Origin of the sequence: Duganella zoogloeoides (genome assembly GCF_034479515.1) — a bacterium.
GTDB classification, from domain to species: Bacteria; Pseudomonadota; Gammaproteobacteria; order Burkholderiales; family Burkholderiaceae_D; genus Rugamonas; species Rugamonas zoogloeoides.
Window position 1 is genome coordinate 1,988,469 of record NZ_CP140152.1, and the last position, 16,988, is coordinate 2,005,456.

At 64.8% G+C, this 16,988-nt stretch carries 10 protein-coding genes; 4 read left to right on the top strand and 6 right to left on the bottom strand.

The features are described from left to right. Window positions 1–35: 35 nt before the first annotated feature. The 4 genes from SR858_RS08840 to SR858_RS08855 form a co-directional block, all read right to left on the bottom strand. Window positions 36–1,304: a D-amino acid dehydrogenase gene (locus tag SR858_RS08840; RefSeq protein WP_019922393.1), complete on the bottom strand. Its 1,269-nt coding sequence runs from the start codon at window positions 1,302–1,304 to the stop codon at window positions 36–38. A gap of 17 nt (window positions 1,305–1,321) precedes the next feature. After that, a complete protein-coding gene (locus SR858_RS08845) occupies window positions 1,322–3,205 on the bottom strand; it encodes a DUF885 domain-containing protein (protein WP_019922394.1) in 1,884 nt (627 codons plus the stop codon). 161 nt (window positions 3,206–3,366) lie between these two features. Further along, the gene (locus tag SR858_RS08850; protein WP_019922395.1) at window positions 3,367–3,777 is read right to left on the bottom strand and encodes a hypothetical protein; all 411 of its coding nucleotides are present in this window, start codon (window positions 3,775–3,777) and stop codon (window positions 3,367–3,369) included. 72 nt (window positions 3,778–3,849) lie between these two features. Beyond that, complete coding sequence (locus SR858_RS08855) at window positions 3,850–5,406, bottom strand: FAD-dependent monooxygenase (RefSeq protein ID WP_040377884.1); 1,557 nt, start codon at window positions 5,404–5,406, stop codon at window positions 3,850–3,852. A 108-nt stretch (window positions 5,407–5,514) separates the two neighbouring features. On the opposite strand from SR858_RS08855, the gene bla reads away from it, so the two are divergent. Further along, window positions 5,515–6,402 (top strand): class A beta-lactamase, encoded by an 888-nt coding sequence (gene bla / locus SR858_RS08860; RefSeq protein WP_019922397.1) that lies wholly within the window; start codon window positions 5,515–5,517, stop codon window positions 6,400–6,402. Here the strand turns inward: bla and SR858_RS08865 are convergent. Together SR858_RS08865 and SR858_RS08870 are read right to left on the bottom strand one after the other, a co-directional pair. After that, window positions 6,389–6,976, bottom strand: coding sequence for a 4'-phosphopantetheinyl transferase family protein (locus SR858_RS08865; protein ID WP_026637386.1), 588 nt, complete (start codon window positions 6,974–6,976; stop codon window positions 6,389–6,391). The genes bla and SR858_RS08865 overlap by 14 nt on opposite strands. Before the next feature lie 13 nt (window positions 6,977–6,989). Beyond that, window positions 6,990–11,027, bottom strand: coding sequence for a Pls/PosA family non-ribosomal peptide synthetase (locus SR858_RS08870; RefSeq protein ID WP_019922399.1), 4,038 nt, complete (start codon window positions 11,025–11,027; stop codon window positions 6,990–6,992). Between the two features lie 144 nt (window positions 11,028–11,171). On the opposite strand from SR858_RS08870, the gene SR858_RS08875 reads away from it, so the two are divergent. The 3 genes from SR858_RS08875 to SR858_RS08885 all read left to right on the top strand — a co-directional run bounded on the left by SR858_RS08875 (window position 11,172) and on the right by SR858_RS08885 (window position 16,968). Beyond that, window positions 11,172–12,683, top strand: a complete 1,512-nt coding sequence (locus tag SR858_RS08875; protein ID WP_019922400.1) for an AMP nucleosidase — start codon at window positions 11,172–11,174, stop codon at window positions 12,681–12,683. Between the two features lie 189 nt (window positions 12,684–12,872). After that, window positions 12,873–15,548, top strand: coding sequence for a TonB-dependent receptor (locus tag SR858_RS08880; RefSeq protein ID WP_019922401.1), 2,676 nt, complete (start codon window positions 12,873–12,875; stop codon window positions 15,546–15,548). A gap of 70 nt (window positions 15,549–15,618) precedes the next feature. Beyond that, window positions 15,619–16,968, top strand: coding sequence for an MFS transporter (locus SR858_RS08885; RefSeq protein WP_019922402.1), 1,350 nt, complete (start codon window positions 15,619–15,621; stop codon window positions 16,966–16,968). Window positions 16,969–16,988 lie beyond the last annotated feature (20 nt).

The window sequence follows — 16,988 nt, forward strand, 5'->3', positions numbered from 1 at the left end:
TTCTCCTGTGGGAACGATCCCTAAGTATTTCCAGTCTAGGCCATTTTCAAGGGGTGGGTGGTGCGGTGGACCACAGAGCGCGGCCCGCCCACCGAAGCGAGAACAGTCTCGGCAATGGTCTCGGCCGTGGCGGCGGACAAGGTCCAGCCCAGGTGGCCGTGGCCGGTGTTGTAGAACACGCACGGCGCCTTGCCGCGCCCCACGCGCGGCACCAGGTTCGGCATCATCGGCCGCAGTCCGGCCCACGGCGTGATGTTGCGGGTGGAAACGCCAGGGAAGCAGCGCTGCACCCAGTCCACCAGCGGGGCGATGCGGTCGGCGCGGATGTCGCGGTTAAAACCGTTGAACTCCGCCGTACCGGCCACGCGAAAGCGGTCGCAGCCCAGGCGGCTGGCCACCAGTTTGGCGGCGTCGTCTTCCAGGCTTACCAGCGGTGCGCAGGCGCGGCTCTCATCATCGTCCAGGTGCACCGTGATCGAATACCCCTTGACTGGATAGACGTTGACGCGGTCGCCCACCATGGCGGCCAGCGCGCGGCTGGCGGTGCCGGCACAGACCACCACGCCGTCGTACACGGCGATCTCCGGCGCGCCGTCCTGCAGCAGCGTGACGCAGGCGCCACGGTCATCGGCCGACAGGCCCACCACTTGCTGCGCGTAGCGTGTGTGCACGCCCAGGCGCTGGGCGGCAAGCGCCAGGCCGGCGGTGAATTTATGGATGTCGCCGGAGCTGTCGCTCTCGGTGTAGTGGCCGGCATAGTAGTCGCCCGCCAGCGCGGGTTCGATGGCGCGCATTTCCTCAGGCGTAACGGTGCGCCGTTGCACGCCTCCCTGCGCCAGCAGCAGCGAGACATCTTCGCCATGTTCGAAGTCGGCGCGGTCGCGGTAGATGTGCAGGATGCCGCGCCGCTCCAGGTCAAAGGCGATGTTTTCGTCTTCGGCCCACTGGAACAGGTGCTGGCGCGCCGCCACCGCCAGTCTGGCAATCGCTATCGTGTTCTCGCGGTAGTCGGGCATCGCCGATAGAAACTCTGCCAGCCAAGACAGCTTGTGCCAACTGGGCCTGGGGTTGAGCAGCAGCGGGGCGTCGCTGCGCAGCATCCAGCGCAACCCTTTACCCACGGTGCTGCGGTGGTTCCATACCTCGGCGTTCGATGCCGAGAGCTGGCCGCCGTTGGCATACGACGTTTCCATCGCCGGATAGCGGTGGCGCTCGATCAGCGTCACGCGCAGGCCACGCCTGGCCAGCGCGTAGGCGGTCGTCACGCCGGTAATGCCGGCGCCGATGACGGCGATGGTCTTCATGGCGCCTCCGGTTTGCCTCAGGTGCGCTGGGCCGCTGCGATGTAGCGGTCGATCACGGTCGGCAGCACCGTGAGCGGCACGCCGCAGCTTTGCACCAGCGCGTCGTTAAAGCCCGGCAGGTCGAATTTGGCGCCCAGCGCGGCGCGCGCGCGTTCGCGCTGCCGCACGATCTCGTTGTGGCCTACCTTGTAGCCGCACGCCTGGCCCGGCGACACGCTGTAGCGGTCGATCTCGCTGGTCATGGCCTGCTCGCCACGGCCGGTGTTTTCGACCAGGAAGCGGATCGCCTGTTCGCGGTTCCATTTCATCGCATGAATACCGGTATCGACCACCAGGCGGCAGGCGCGGAACTGCTGCGCCTGCAGGTAGCCGATCTGGCTGAACGGGTCTTTCGCGTACAGGCCCAGTTCATCGACCAGCTGTTCGGCATACAGCGCCCAGCCTTCGATAAAGGCATTGAAACCGATCAGCGACGAGATCAGCGGCAGGCGATCGTGGTGCTCGGCCAGGTAGGCGCCCTGGAAGGCGTGGCCCGGCAAGCCCTCGTGCGCGGTGAGCGTGGTCAGTTCCTGCTTGGGCCACAGCGTGGTCGATTTCAGGTTGACGTAGTAGATCGCCGGGCGGGTGCCGTCGAGCGAAGCGAAGTTCATGTAGCCGAGTGGGGCGCCCGCTTCGATATCGGTAGGTACGCGCTTGATTTCGAGCGGCACCTTGAGGTTCATGCGCGAGATCTTCGGCATCAGGTCGCGGATCGCTTCTACCCGCTCGTTGCAGAAGGCGATCAGTTCCTCGCGGCCCTTGTCGTTGTCGGCATAGAAGCGCTTGGGGTCCTTGGTCAGCGCCAGCAGGCGCGCGCCCACCGTGCCCTGGGTGATGCCCTGCGCTTTCAGGATGGTGTCGATACGCGCCTGCAGCGCCAGGTTCTGTTCCATGCCGATCGCGTGGATTTCCTTGGCCGACAGGCGGGTGGAGGTGCCCAGGCGCAGCGCCCATTCGTAATATGCTTCGCCGTCCGGCAGGCGGTGCACGCCAGCGACATCGGTGGCCTTGGCGGTGGCGGCGGCAAACGCCTTGATCTGGCGGTCGAGCGCCGGATACACCTGGCGTTCTACCAGTTTGGTCGCGCGTGCGGCCCAGTCACCGTCGATGCCCAGCTTCTGGGTACGATCGACCAGCGACTGCACCAGCTTTTGCTGGCCCACCGGGGTGGCGCGGAATTCCTTCAACTGGGCCAGCGCGGTGCGGGCGATGAAGTCGGGCGGCATGATGCCACGGCCGGCCTGGTTGGTAATCCGCGTGTTTTCCTGCTCGAGCATGCGCGCCAGGCCGCTCAGGCGGTCGAGGTAGGCGTTGGCATCGGCCGCGTTGGCGATCTGGTGCTGAGAGTGCAGGAACTCCGGCACCCGGATGATGGCGCCGTCCTGCTGCGTGACCGGGAACGGCGAGGCATAGCCATTGAAACCGCTCGACGCGCCGCCGTAGGAAAAGCGCAGGCCCTCGATGCCCTCGTTGGCGGCGTAGCGCACGGTGTCGTAGCGCAGCTGCGCGTCTGGCCCCAGCTTGACGCGGTCCACCGCATCGAGCCGCTTGAGCATCGACTTGACCTGGCTGGCCCAGGCGGCGTCGCCCGCGCGGCTGATGTTTTCCAGTTTCGACTTGAGGTCGGCGCGTGCGCCCTTGTCCAGTCCCAGCGACGTGGCACTGGTGGGTGACAGGCGCAGGATTTCATCGGCAAAGGTGTCGAGCAGCTTGGCGAACGCGGTGTCGCCCGGCGCAGCAGGTGCGACATTCCCCGCTTGTCCCTGTGCCAGTGCGAAGCCCGGCAAGACCGAGACAGCGGTGGCGGAGAGGACGGATAACAACAGGTCGCGGCGGGAGAAATTCTGGGGCTGGTGGCTCATGACATCCTTTTTTCTTTGTTAGAAGTATTTTTCGTAACTTGAGGGTAATGCAACAGTTGCGAAAAAACAGCGCGACGATGACCATAGCGCGCCGTGCTGATCGATGTCAATGGGAATTGCGTGCGGGTTAAGCTGGGATTAATGTCAGAGCGAGGGTGTATCTACTCGTCATCCCTGACAGCGCGAATCTCGAAATCAGCCTGCGATTCGGCATACGTCATTTTCCGAATCTTGTAAGTGAACTTGCCGGCACCTAGTATTTTCTCTCCGTAAAAACAGTATTCGGCGCTATGGATTTTTTCGTCCGGCGTCGCCGCTTCCAGCCCGGCGTAGCGATAGGCGCGTGCGTGGGGCAAATACCCGCTGAACGCCCCGGCGGCCAGATCGCCATAGTCGATGCCATTTACCCGCACGCCAAGCAATGTGACGCCGGTGTCGTTGTGGAGTCGGATGTTCGATGGGGGCTTGAATGCTTCCATCATGCACAATATATAAACCACCGACAGGGTCAGGCCCAGTCCTGCGGCCAGGATGGAAAAGCGCAACCAGGGTCTGTCAGGGATGCTGTCCATCGTTATGGTCCTGTTCCGGGAAGTTTGTACTATGCCATAGTGTACGGTGTGGTTGTTCCAAGAACAAGCACCTCACTGCGGCGGCGGCACCGGCTCCTCTTCCCCAAACCGCAATCCCCACTGCGCAATCAACTCCTGTAGCACATCGGTCTCCTGGCGCGGCAGGGCCAGCGCCACGTGCAGGTCCGGACGCAGCAAGTAGGCGGCGTCTTCGAGCAGGCCGGCTTGCTCGGCTGCGGTGCTCCAAGGCCAGGCGCGCAGCGGCAGGTGCAGGGCGGTGGCCAGCGCCGCCAGTTGCGGCTCGACCACGCCGTACACGTGCAATTGCCAGTCCAGGGTTTGCAGCGGCGCGAAATTGTCGTGACCATCGGCGCCGTCCGGGCCCGGCACCCACGGCAACCGGTCGCCCCCGATGATCTCGCCCGCGCGCCCGCCCGACAGCGCGCTGTCGTGGTAATGGATGCGCACTTGCGAGATGGTGCGGAACAGCGCCCGCCGCGCGGCGTCGAAACCGGCCAGCGCCGGCAGCACGTGCGGCACCAGCCAGTTGCGCAGCAGTCGGCCGCCCGCGCCTTGCGCCACGATCAGCTGGAACGCGCGGTCGGTGGTGGCCACCAGCTTGCGGGCAAAGGCTATCCGTTCGGGTTCGTAGGTGTCGAGCAGCGCTGCATCGGCGTCGCCGCGCAGCACTTGCGCCAGTTTCCAGGCCAGGTTGACGGCATCGCCGATGCCGGTATTCATGCCCTGGCCGCCGGCCGGGCTGTGCACATGGGCGGCGTCGCCGGCCAGGAAAACCTGGTCCACGCGGAAGCTGGCGGCCACGCGGTGGTGCACGCGGTAGGTGGAAAACCAGTTTACCTGGTCGATGGCGATGCCCAGCAGCGCTTCGAGCCGGGGCCGAAGGTCGTCGAAGATCACGTTGTCGCTGCCACTTTCAGGCACGATGCCGATCAGCCGCTGCATGCCGGCCGTGCGCACCGGCAGCATCAGCGCGAAGCTGTTGGCGTCCAGGTGGACCATGATGTCGCGGTTGGCGCTGGCAGTGTGGACGTCGGCCACGTAATACAGGTGGTCGTAGGTGCCGCCGTCGAAGGCAAGGCCCAGCGCGTGGCGCGTGCTGCTGTGCACCCCGTCGCAGCCGCACAGGTAGGCCGCGCTGGTGTTGACGCGTTGCCCGCCTTGCAGCAGCACGGCGCGCACGCCCCATTCGTCCTGCTCCAGGTGTTCCAGCGCCGTGTTCCATTCCACTTCCACGCCGGCCGCGCGCAGTTGCTCCACCAGCAGCCGCTCGTGCTCGTCCTGAGGGAACGACAGCACGAACGGGTAGGGGCTCAGGTCCGCGCCGATATCGCCCAGCGGCAGTTCGGCAGCTTCTTCGCCATCCTCGCGCAGGTGCACCGCGTGGATCGGTATGCCCAGGTCCACCACCTGCTGCGCAAAGCCGAGCTGGCGGTAGAACTCCAGCGTGCGTGCATGGACCACCATCGCGCGCGAAGCCTGCCCCGGGCCGCTGGCTTGGTCGATGATGCGCACGGCCACGCCGCGCCGCGCCAGGCCAAGGGCGAGCACCAGCCCGGTGGGACCGGCGCCCGCGATGAGTACTTGAGGTTTGAGTGGTTGTGGTTGCATCGGCACAGTGTAGCGCCGCAAGCTGCGCCGGTGCGCGCGATTGGGTGACGATTCGGCTATGATGGCGATGCATATTGCATAATCAATTTTCACCTGGGCGAATTTCAGATGACCTGTTTTACTACCCGCCGCAGCTTGCTGCTGGCGCTGGCCGCCTCGCCCATGGTTGGCATGGCGGAAATCCTGGACAAGCCGCCGGCAGCCACCGTGCTGTCGCCGGCCGCGCAACTGGCGCGCCTGGAAGCCGACACCAGGGGGCGCCTCGGCGTGGCGGCCGTCAACACCGCCGACGGCCGCATCCTGTCGCATCGCGGCGACGAGCGCTTCCCGCTGTGCAGCAGCTTCAAGGCCATGCTGGCCGCAGCGATCTTGCAGCACGAGCCGTCGCTGCTCGACAAGCGCATCAGGTACACGGCGGCCGACCTGGTGAGCCATTCACCGGTCACCGAGCAAAACCTGGCCGACGGCATGACGGTGGGCGAATTGTCCGCGGCCACCATCCAGTACAGCGACAACGCCGCCGCCAACCTCCTGATGAAGCAGATCAAGGGCCCGGCCGGCGTGACGGCCTATGCGCGCTCCATCGGCGACAAGGCGTTCCGGCTCGACCGCTGGGAGACCGAATTGAACACCGCGATTCCGGGCGACCCGCGCGACACCACCACGCCGCTGGCGATGATGAAGTCCCTGCAAAGCGTCACGCTGGGCCCCGCACTCACGGTGGACAAGCGCAAGCTGATGACCGAATGGCTGATTGGCAATACCACCGGCGACACGCGCATCCGCGCCGGCGTGCCGTACGACTGGCAGGTGGGAGACAAGACCGGCACCGGGTCGTATGGCAGCACCATCGATATCGGCGTGGTGTGGCCTCCGGGTAAGGCGCCGGTGGTGATGGCGCTTTACTACACGCAGCCGGGCAAGGACGACAAGGCCAACCCGGAGATCCTGGCATCCGCTGCGCGCGTGGTGGTGGAGGCGTTCAAGCTGGCATGAGCGACGTGGCGCCGTCCACGTACACCAGCGTGCCCACCAGGCCGTCGGGCAGATCGAGGGTGACCGTCGCTCCCGACGACTGGCTGTGCGCCGGCCACTCGTCCAGCCCCACGCCCAGCCATTTCAGGTGCGCTTCGCGCGCGGTCCATGCCCGCGCAAATACGGCCGCGCGTTCGTCGCGGGGTGTGGCAGCGATGCGCGCCGTGGCCTCCGGTCCCAGGTAGTCGCGCGCCACCGCCTCCCAGCCCGCCACTTCCTCCGACAGCATCAGATCCACCCCCACTGGGCCATTGAAACACACGGCCGCCAGCGACATGCCGCCATCGTGCGCGAACGAGCAGTGCAGGCGCTGGCCGTCGGGCATGACCACCACTGGCGCGGCGCCGGGAGAGGCTTCGATTTCGATCTCGCGCGGCGGCACGTCGAACAGCGCACCGAGCGCCTCGGCCAGGGCCTGGCGCAGCTGCAGGCGCGCTTCTTCGCGCTGCTCGCCGGTGGCAAGGCCGATCACGAATACGCCGTCGTCGATGGTGGGGGCGGCGCCGGGCCAGGTGTGGACACTGAGTTTTTGCATGCTATTCATGTTCTTATGCCTTTGCTGGCGCGGCGGGGCAGCCGGCCCAGTTGCCGTTGGCGGGAATATGCTCGCCCTTCATCACCAGCGTGAGGGCGCCCAGGCGCGCATTGCGCCCGACTACTGCGCTGTATAGTACCGCGCTGCGCGGTCCCAGGTATACCCGTTCGCCGATATCGACCCGGTCGATCTTCATCACCCGGTCTTCGAACAAATGGGTTTGCGGGCAGGTAAGGGCATTGAGCTCGCTGTGGTCGCCGATGCGCACGCAGTCGAATTCGGTGATGTCGGTGGTGTCCATATAAACGCCCTTGCCGATTTTTGCGCCCATCAGGTTGAAGGCGAGCGGCAGCCACGGCGTGCCGCGCAGGTAGCGCATGAAGTTGGGCACGGCGATGCCTTCGTACAGGTTGGTCACACCCTCAGACAGCCATACGAACGGCGTCCACATCGGCTCCGACTGTTTGCGGTAGCGGCCGATCAGCAGCCACTTGAGCAGCACCACGAACACGTAATTGCCCACGCCGTACACCAGGCCGGCCAGGGTCAGGTCCCAGATCACTTCGGCCCAGCGGCCGGCGCCGGCCGCCGGCATCACTTCCAGCACCACCGTGTAGCCGACCGCAATCACCAGCGCATGCGGCGCAACGATGCGGAAGGCCTCGATCAAGCCGCGCCCCAGGCGCCGCAGCGGCGACGGGTGGAATGTGAGCGACTCGGGATAACCGCTGGTCTGCTCGCGTGCTGGCAGGTTCAATGGCGGTGAACCGAGCCAGGTATCGCCGGTGTTCATGCGGGCGTTGCCCGGTGCGCGCGAGTGCACGCCGATCAGCACCTGCTCGGGCAGCACGGTGCCATCCGGGATGTAGGCGCCGTTGCCGACAAAACTGCGGTTCGAGATCACGGTGGGCTGCATGGTCATCCAGCCGCCGTCGATTTCCTCGTCGCCCAGCATGACGGCGTCGGCGATGAAGGTTTCGTCGCCGAGGGTCAGCATGTCGGGCACCACGCCCAGCGCGGTGGAAATTTCCGCATCCTTGCCCACCTTGGCGCCCAGCAGCCGGTACCAGTACGGCGCAAACACGGTGGCGTAGATGCCATGCAGGACGTTCAGGCTCGATTCCTGGATCTGGCTCACCAGCCACTTGGCGCAGTAGGTATTGCTGTGCACTGCGAAGCGGCCCGGTTGCAGGCGCGGCAGCACGGTCCAGCGGATGCCGGCCGACAGCAGCGCGGTGAGCACGATCAGCACCGCGCTGGCAGGGAAGGCCAATACAAAATAGCGCAGCAGGCGGATGCCCATGCCTTCGCCCTGCAACCACGGCATCCAGCCCGCCTCGTCGAACCAGTCGATCAGCACGAAACTCGGGAACACCGGCATGAAGAACAAGGTGACGATCAGCAGGATGCCGAACACGAAGAACACGCCCTCCGCCACGCTGCGCACGGCCGACACCGCGGGGCGCGGCGGCAGGCGCGCGGGGTCGAACGCGCCCACGTCGCCAGCCGGCGAACCGGCCCAGATGCGGCCGGCCGGCACGTGCGCACCATCGCCCAGCGCCGACTGGCCTTCCAGGTGGCCTTGCGCTTCGATGCGGGTATTGCCTTCCATGACCGCGAACGAGCTGACGCAGGCGTCGCGTTCGAGCGTGATGCGGCCCAGTTTGAGCACGCCGCGCTCTACCCGCGCGTTCTCGAAATTGACGGCATTGCCGATGCTGGCAAAGTCGCCAATGCTGAGGAGGTCCGGCGCCCGCAAGGTCATCGAGCCGATGATGACATCCTTGCCGATCTTCGCGCCCAAGGCCCGCAGCCACCAGTTATTCAGCGACGAACCGGCCAGCAGGTACACGGGCGCGGCTTCCACCAGTCGGTCGGCCAGCCACCAGCGGTAGTAGGCCAGGCTCCAGAGCGGATATTCGCCCGCCTGCAGGCGCCCGGCGATCAGCCATTTGCCGGCGATCGCAATGGCAAACTCCAGCACCGTGGCGATCAGGAACACGCCGACCGAGGCGGCGATTGCGCGCGGCACCGAGTCGCCGGGGTCGCCGGTAAAGAAGTGGTATGTAAAGAAGGGCGCCAGCCACTGCGCCATGCGCAGGGCAACCAGCACCGGCATGGCGGCGGCCTGCGCCAGCCCGCAGGTCCAGCGCTTGACGGTCGATGGCGGCGTCCATTCGACTTCGGCGCTGGCTGCGCCGGCATTGTTGGCGCCGTCGGCCAGGGCCTGGGCGATCTTGCCCACCTGGCGCTGCTGGTAGATGTCGCGCACGGTCATGTGGGCAAAGCGCGGATCGGCGCGCAGGGTCGAGGCCAGCCGCGCGGCAAAGAACGAGTGGCCGCCCAGGTCGGAGAAAAAGTCGGCCTGGCGCAGGATGGCCTGACCGGGGAACAGCGTGGCCAGCGCCGAGAACAGCGCCGCTTCGGCCGGCGTTTCGGGCAGATCCGATTCCGCTGTGCTGCCGGCTGGCGGCGCGGATAACGGCATGGCTTTTAATGCCTTGCGGTCGATCTTGCCGGAGGTGAGGCGCGGCATGGCCGCCTGCATCTCGTAACGGCCCGGCACCATGTACGGCGGCAGGGTGGCTGCCAGCGCGGTGCGCAACGCCTTGGGTTCGACCGTGACGCCGGTTTCCGGCACCAGGTAGGCCACCAGCTGGTCGATGCCGTCGTCCTTGCGCAACAGGACCGCCACGGTACCCACGCCCGGCTGCTGCGCCAGCAGCGCCTCGATCTCGCCCAGCTCCACGCGAAAACCACGGATTTTCACCTGGTCGTCGGCGCGGCCCAGGCAAGTGACTTCACCGTCTGGGCCGATGCGCGCCAGGTCGCCGGTGCGGTACAGGCGTCTGTCATGGTCGCTGCTGGCCCAGGGATTGGCCAGGAATTTTTCCGCCGTCAGATCGGGACGGCCAAGGTAGCCGGCGGCCAGGCCCGGTCCGGTGATGCACAATTCTCCGACTTCGCCGATCGGCAACAGGCGCAAGTTGCCGGCATCGGCGTTGGCGTCCACCACCAGCAGGCCATAGTTCGGCAGCGGCGTGCCGATCGTGACCGGGTGGCCGGGGCGCAGGCGCGCCAGGCTGGCCGATACGGTTGCTTCGGTCGGGCCATAGGTGTTGAACATCTGCCGGTCCGGCTGCGACCAGCGTTCGACCAGCGCTTCCGGGCACGCCTCGCCGCCCAGGTTGATCAGGCGCAGCGATGGCACTTCCTGGTTGAACAACGCCAGCAGGGTGGGGACCGCGTGCAGCACCGTCACCCGGTTTTCATCGAGCATGCGCGGCAGGGTTTCGGGGTCGCCGCTGATCTCCTTGGGGCCGATCCACAGCGTGGCGCCGGCCAGGTACGAAATCCAGATCTCCTCGAACGACATGTCGAAGGCGACCGAGAAGCCCTGGTACACCTTGTCGGCTGCCGTTACTTGCAGCACCGCGTTCTCGCTGCGCAGGAAATGGCAGATGCTGCGCTGGGTGATCAGGATGCCTTTCGGCTTGCCGGTGGAGCCGGACGTGTAGATTACGTAGGCTGGCACGTCGGGCGAAACCGGGCCGCGCGTGGCCAGCACTTCGCCATCCGTGGGCGCGGCCAGCAGGGTTTCGATGGTCCAGGCCGGGCGTTTGATGTGTTCGAGGCGCGGCGCCAGCGCGGCGCTGGTCACCACGCCGGCGCCGTCGGCGTCATCGAGGCATACCTGCAGGCGTTCGACCGGCGTGTCTTCGTCCACCGGCAGCCAGGCCGCGCCGGCCTTGGCGATGCCGGCTTGCGCCACCAGCAGATTGATCCCGCGCGGCAGCCACAAGCCGACGATCTGGCCCGGGCGCACGCCGGCGGCCAGCAGGCGCGCCGCCACCAGGGCGGCTTGCGCATCGAGTTCGCGGTAGGTGAGGGTGGCATCACCGAAAACCAGGGCCGGGTGATCGGGGGCGCGGACGGCGCTTGCTTCGAGCAAGTCGGCCAGGATTTCCTCGCGCAGCAGCGCGGCGTCGGGTTGGCCGAACAGGATGTCGGGATGCGTCTGCGTAAGGCCCTGCGGTGCTGGCTCGGTCATGCTGGAACAGTGTGGAAAAGAGGTGCCCATTGTACGTTACGCGCACCCGCTTTTTTGCTTACCTCTCCTAGCGGTAAGGAGAATTATGCAACTTCTGCTGGCAGCCCTTACAATGGAATCCAGAGCTATCTTTTAAGGAGTCGTATGTCACCGAACCGTCCTTTCATCGCCCCCGTGCAATTCGACGATCCTGAAGCCGCTTTTGACCAGGTGCTGGCCATTTACGACGCCAACATCGCCCACCTGCGCGACGCCATGAAGCGCTTCGTGGCCGGCGAAGACGTGGGGGAGCATGTGCGCGCCTGCTACCCGTTCGTGCGGGTCCATACCGACACCGTGGCCCGCGCCGACTCGCGCCTGGCCTTCGGTTTCGTCGCCGGGCCCGGCACCTACGAGACCACCGTCACCCGCCCCGACCTGTTCAAGCGCTACTACATCCAGCAGTTCAAGCTTCTGCTGAAAAACCACGGCCACCGCCAGCAGGTGCGCATCGAGGTGGGCACCAGCGCCCAGCCGATCCCGATCCACTTTTCGTTCGCCGAGCACGAACATATAGAAGGCAGCCTGACCACCGACCGCCGCATGCTGATGCGCGACGTGTTCGACCTGCCCAACCTGGCGGCCATGGATGACGGCATCGCCAACGGCACCCATGAACCGGCGATGGGCGAGGCCCAGCCGCTGGCGCTGTTTACCGCGCCGCGCGTGGACTATTCGCTGCAACGCCTGCGCCACTACACCGGCACGTCGTGCGAGCACTTCCAGAAGTTCGTCCTGTTTACCAATTACCAGTTCTACATCGACGAATTCATCAAGCTCGGTCACGGCTTGATGGCGCAACCGGTCGATGCCGGCGAGGGTGACAACGAGTACATCGCCTTTGTCGAACCGGGCAACCTGGTCACGCGCCGCGTGGGCCAGCCGGCGGCGCCGGGCGACGCCTACGGCACCCAGCCGCCACGGCTGCCGCAAATGCCGGGCTACCACCTGATCCGCGCCGACGGTTCCGGCATCTCGATGGTCAATATCGGCGTCGGTCCCGCCAATGCCAAGACCATCACCGACCATATCGCCGTGCTGCGCCCGCACTGCTGGCTGATGCTGGGCCACTGCGCGGGCCTGCGCAACACCCAGGAATTGGGCGACTACGTGCTGGCCCACGGCTACGTGCGCGAAGACCATGTGCTCGACGAAGACCTGCCGCTGTGGGTGCCGATCCCGCCGCTGGCCGAGGTGCAGGTGGCGATCGAGGCCGCCGTGGCCGAGGTCACGCAACTGACGGGCCACGACCTGAAGCGCGTGATGCGTACCGGGACCGTGGCCAGCACCGATAACCGCAACTGGGAGCTGCTGCCGCAACGCACGCCGGAACGCCGCTTCAGCCAGAGCCGCGCGATCGCGCTGGACATGGAAAGCGCGACGATTGCCGCCAACGGTTTCCGCTTCCGGGTCCCGTACGGCACGTTGTTGTGCGTGAGCGACAAGCCGATGCACGGCGAAATCAAGCTGCCGGGCATGGCCAACCAGTTCTACCGTGACCGCGTGGACCAGCACCTGCGCATCGGCATGAAGGCGCTCGAGATGCTGCGCAATCTCGGCGTAGATAAGCTTCATAGTCGCAAGTTACGCAGTTTTACGGAAGTTGCGTTCCAGTAAAGATTGTAATACCGTGCCATCGAACCCGCCTTGTGCGGGTTTTTTTACGCTCAGGATCATGTTGATACCGGTTTCGGTATCGAAAACACCAAAAAATTGATTGGTTTGTTTTCCCGCTCACAAATAAGATCATTTCAACAGCCGATACAGGCTGGGGTAGAGCCACATAACAACGAGCACTGGAGACACATGAACACCACGATCAACGGGACGGCATCGTCCCGCGCGCAGCATTCCCTCGTCCTCAAGTCGGGCGTCGCAGTTTTGGCAGCTGCCGGCCTGCTGTCTGCTTTCCCTGTACTGGCGCAAGAAGCGCCGGCTGCGGCAACGGAGACGCCCGTCGCCGATCCCAACGTTTCGGTCATTACCGTGACCGGCATGCGCCGCGCGGCCGAATCGGCGCAAAAACTCAAACAGGACGCCGACAACGTCATCGATTCCATCGTCGCTGACGACATTGGCAAGTTCCCGGACACGAACGTGGCGCAAACCCTGGCCCGTGTGACCGGCATCCAGGTGCGCCGCGATGCGGGCGAAGCCAATACCGTGCTCATTCGCGGTTTGCCCGGCATTGCCACGCTGCTCAACGGCCGTGAAATGTTTACGACCACCGGCCGCTATATCCAGCTGGCCGACATTCCTTCGACCATGCTCCAGCGCGTGGATGTCTATAAATCGCAAAGCGCGGACCTGATGGAAGGCGGCGTGGCCGGCGTGATCGACGTGCGCACCAACCGTCCGTTCGATTTCAAGGAATTTACCGCCAGCGCCCAGGTGGGCGGCAAGAACAAGGACAAGGCCAACGCCACCGATCCCGAGCTGTCGGGCATGATCTCGAACCGCTGGAAAACCGGCGCCGGCGAAGTGGGCGCCTTGTTTGGTGTGTCGTCGGTGAAGGACAGCTATGCCGAGGAACGCGTGTTCCAGACGTTCCCGATCGATAAGAGCTTTGCCGCCCCCAACCTGACTGGCCCGGACCTGGTCGGCCTGCAGAACATCCACGGCGAGCGCAAGCGCCAGGCCGCCAACTACGCGTTCCAGTGGAAGCCGAACGCGGACCTGGAAGTGTATGCCGAAGGCCTGTATTCGACCTTCAAGCGGACCAACGAGACCGACTTCTTTGTCGGCCTGCCGTGGGCCACCAGCCCGGACCAGATCAAGGTCACCAAGATCCCCGGCACCAACCAGACCGAGACCATCAACTCGACCAACTCGTTTACCATCCTGTCCACCCAGGCGCTGCGGTCGAAAACCACGTCGTCGCAGCACGCCGTGGGCGCCAAGTGGCGCGCCACGCCGGGCTTGCGCCTGAGCTCCGAGCTGGCCGTCACCGACAGTAAATACGATTGGGCCAACCCGATCCTCGATACCAGCACCACTGCCGACAGCGCGTACATCAAGACCAATGCTGGCAAGAGCCCCTATGCGCAATACACGGGTTCCGGCCTGAGCGACCCGACCAAGATCGTGTTGTCGCAGTTCTTCGACCGTTACGGGTACGATACCGGCAAGTCCACCGACTGGCGCGCGGACGGCACCTGGACGCCGGAAAGCGATGGCTTCTTCAAGGATGTGAGCTTCGGCGTGCGCGCCAACGAGCGCAAGGCCAGTTCGATCAAGGCCAACGAAAGCAGCGTACAGTCGCGCCCCGGCATCACCATGGCCAGCGTGCCTGGCCTTTCGTGCACCACGCCCGGCATGTCGGAAAACTATGGCACCGCCAGCTGGGCTACGCCGTGCGCGGGTTATCTGCTCAATAACACGGCCTCGGTCCGCGAACTGACCACTGGTTCGTCGGCGGCCAAGCCGATCGATCCGGCATCGTTCTTCCGCAACACCGAGAAGAACTATGCGGCGTATGCCAAGACCCGCGTGGGCTTCGACCTGGGCAAGTATCCGGTGGAAGGCGTGATCGGCGTACGCGTATCGAAGACCGATTCGACCATCGACGCCAACAACGCCACCACCGATATCAACAACAACACTGTCTACACCCCGACCACCAGCAAGTCGTCGGGTACCGAGGTGCTGCCGAGCGCGAACTTCAAGCTCGAGATCCGCAAGGACCTGCTGGCGCGCTTCGCCTACAACAAGACGCTGACCCGTCCCGACTTCGCGCAGCTGAATCCGGCCACAGCCTACATCAAGCCTAACGGCACCACCAACGTGGCCAGCGCCACCGGCGGCAATCCGGGCCTGAAACCGTTCACTGCGCAGAACTTCGACGCGACCATGGAATGGTACTTCGCCTCCACCGGCTCGGTCAGCGGCACCGTGTTCCGCCACAACTTCGACGGCTACATCGTCAACCGCGTGGTGTCGGAAAACTTCGAGGGCGTGCCCTACAACGTGACCCGCCCAACCAACTCGGACAAGGGCCACCTGCAAGGCGTGGAGCTGGCGTACCAGCAGTTCTACGATGGCTTGCCCGGATGGCTGAGCGGTTTTGGCCTGCAGGCCAACGTCACCTACACCGAAGGCGGCGTCACCTCGGGCAATACGCCGCTGCTGCTGGACAAACCGTTCCAGGGCCTGTCGCGCCTGTCGTACAACATCGTTGGCCTGTACGAGAAGGATGCCTGGTCGGCGCGCCTGGCGTACAACTGGCGCTCGAAGTTTGTCGACCTGTATGCCGATACGCCCGACCGGGCCAACCTGGCCGGCAAGGACCTGATCGTGGCGCCAAGTTCGTCGCTGGACGGCTCGCTCAGCTACAAGCTGACCAAGCAGGTTACGCTCAACCTGACCGGCACCAACCTGCTCAACTTCAAATACCGCGATTACTGGGATAACGAAAACGACTTCCCGCGCGATACCCGCCGCTACGACCGCACGGTGGGGCTGTCGATGAACTTGAAGTATTAAGCAATTCCGTAGTATCCCAAGCCATCCCGCCGCGTGCGGGATGGCTGCATTGATAAGAGGTAGCTAGCAGATGTCGAATAAAAAATTATCGCTGTTGGAAAAAGTGGGCTTTGGCGCCGGCGACATGGCGCTCAACGTGGTGATCTCGTCGATGATGTTGATCATCACGTTCTTCTACACCGACATCTACGGCCTCAAGACCTCCGACCTGGCGCTGCTGTTCTTCGTCGTCAAGGTGGTAGGCGCCATCGGCGACCTGGTGGTCGGCCAGCTCACCGACCGCTACACCAGCCTGCGCATGGGCCGTTATCGCCCGTGGCTGCTGGCGCTGGCCGTTCCCTACGGGATCAGCGTGTTCTTCGTGTTTACCACGCCGGACTGGGAGTACAGCGCCAAGCTGGTATGGGCATACTCCACCTACATCATCATGACGCTGATGACGTCGGGCGTGGGCGTGGCCTACATCTCGCTGCCCAGCAGCCTGACCGACGACCCGCAGGACCGCCTGTCGGCCAACGGCTACCGCCTGTTCTTCGCCAAGATCGGCGCCTTCATGGTGACGGTGGTGGTGCCGGTGCTGTCCGAGCGCTGGGGCGGCGGCAATCCTGCCGTGGGCTACCAGGCCGCGATGGCGGTGATGGCGATCGTCGGCATCGCATTGTTCCTGTTCTGCGTATTCACCACCACCGAGCGCGTGCGCCACGTGGTGCAGCGCCAGTCGCTGTCGGACCAGTTGAAACTGCTGCTCAAGAATGACCAGTGGCTGATCCTGTGTGGCGTGTGCGTGGTGGGTACCATCGGCTACGTGGTGCGCGCATCCGCCGCCATCTACTACGCCAAGTACTACCTGGGCGGGAACACGGCCACCGTCTCGACGTTCCTGTCGATTGGCGTGGTGGCGGCGATCCTGTCGATGATTGCGTCCACCTGGATCACCAAGTTCTATTGCAAGGTCAAGCTGTTCCGCTGGTCGCAAATCGCCGTGGGCGTAATCAGCGCGCTGATCTATTTCGTGGTCAAACCAGGCGATGTGATGCTGGCGTTTGTGCTGTACTTCCTGCTGTCGTTCGTGGTGGACCTGCACGCGCCGGTGTTCTGGTCGGCCATTGCCGAGACCATCGACTACGGCCAGGTGAAAACCGGCAAGCGCGTCTCGGGCTTTGCCTACGGCGGCATTTCCGTGTGCCAGAAGGCCGGCATGGGCATCGCCGGCGTGCTGGTGGGCTGGCTGCTGACGTACTTCCAGTACGCGCCCAACCACGAGCAGACCGCGTTCGCGCTGCACGGCATCGTGCTGATGGTCACCCTGATTCCCGGCTTCTTCCACACCGTGATGGGACTGATGATGTTCCGCTACCGCGTGACCGACGAGTACTATGCGCAGGTGAAGAAGCAGATGGCTGTGCAAGCCCCGGCTTGATTGAATAACTTAGTGAATAA

Excerpts from the sequence above, each read along its gene's own strand:
- SR858_RS08840 (WP_019922393.1), bottom strand. The coding sequence starts at position 1,304 with ATGAAGACCATCGCCGTCATCGGCGCCGGCATTACCGGCGTGACGACC.
- SR858_RS08845 (WP_019922394.1), bottom strand. The coding sequence starts at position 3,205 with ATGAGCCACCAGCCCCAGAATTTCTCCCGCCGCGACCTGTTGTTATCC.
- SR858_RS08850 (WP_019922395.1), bottom strand. The coding sequence starts at position 3,777 with ATGGACAGCATCCCTGACAGACCCTGGTTGCGCTTTTCCATCCTGGCC.
- SR858_RS08855 (WP_040377884.1), bottom strand. The coding sequence starts at position 5,406 with ATGCAACCACAACCACTCAAACCTCAAGTACTCATCGCGGGCGCCGGT.
- bla (WP_019922397.1), top strand. The coding sequence starts at position 5,515 with ATGACCTGTTTTACTACCCGCCGCAGCTTGCTGCTGGCGCTGGCCGCC.
- SR858_RS08865 (WP_026637386.1), bottom strand. The coding sequence starts at position 6,976 with ATGCAAAAACTCAGTGTCCACACCTGGCCCGGCGCCGCCCCCACCATC.
- SR858_RS08870 (WP_019922399.1), bottom strand. The coding sequence starts at position 11,027 with ATGACCGAGCCAGCACCGCAGGGCCTTACGCAGACGCATCCCGACATC.
- SR858_RS08875 (WP_019922400.1), top strand. The coding sequence starts at position 11,172 with ATGTCACCGAACCGTCCTTTCATCGCCCCCGTGCAATTCGACGATCCT.
- SR858_RS08880 (WP_019922401.1), top strand. The coding sequence starts at position 12,873 with ATGAACACCACGATCAACGGGACGGCATCGTCCCGCGCGCAGCATTCC.
- SR858_RS08885 (WP_019922402.1), top strand. The coding sequence starts at position 15,619 with ATGTCGAATAAAAAATTATCGCTGTTGGAAAAAGTGGGCTTTGGCGCC.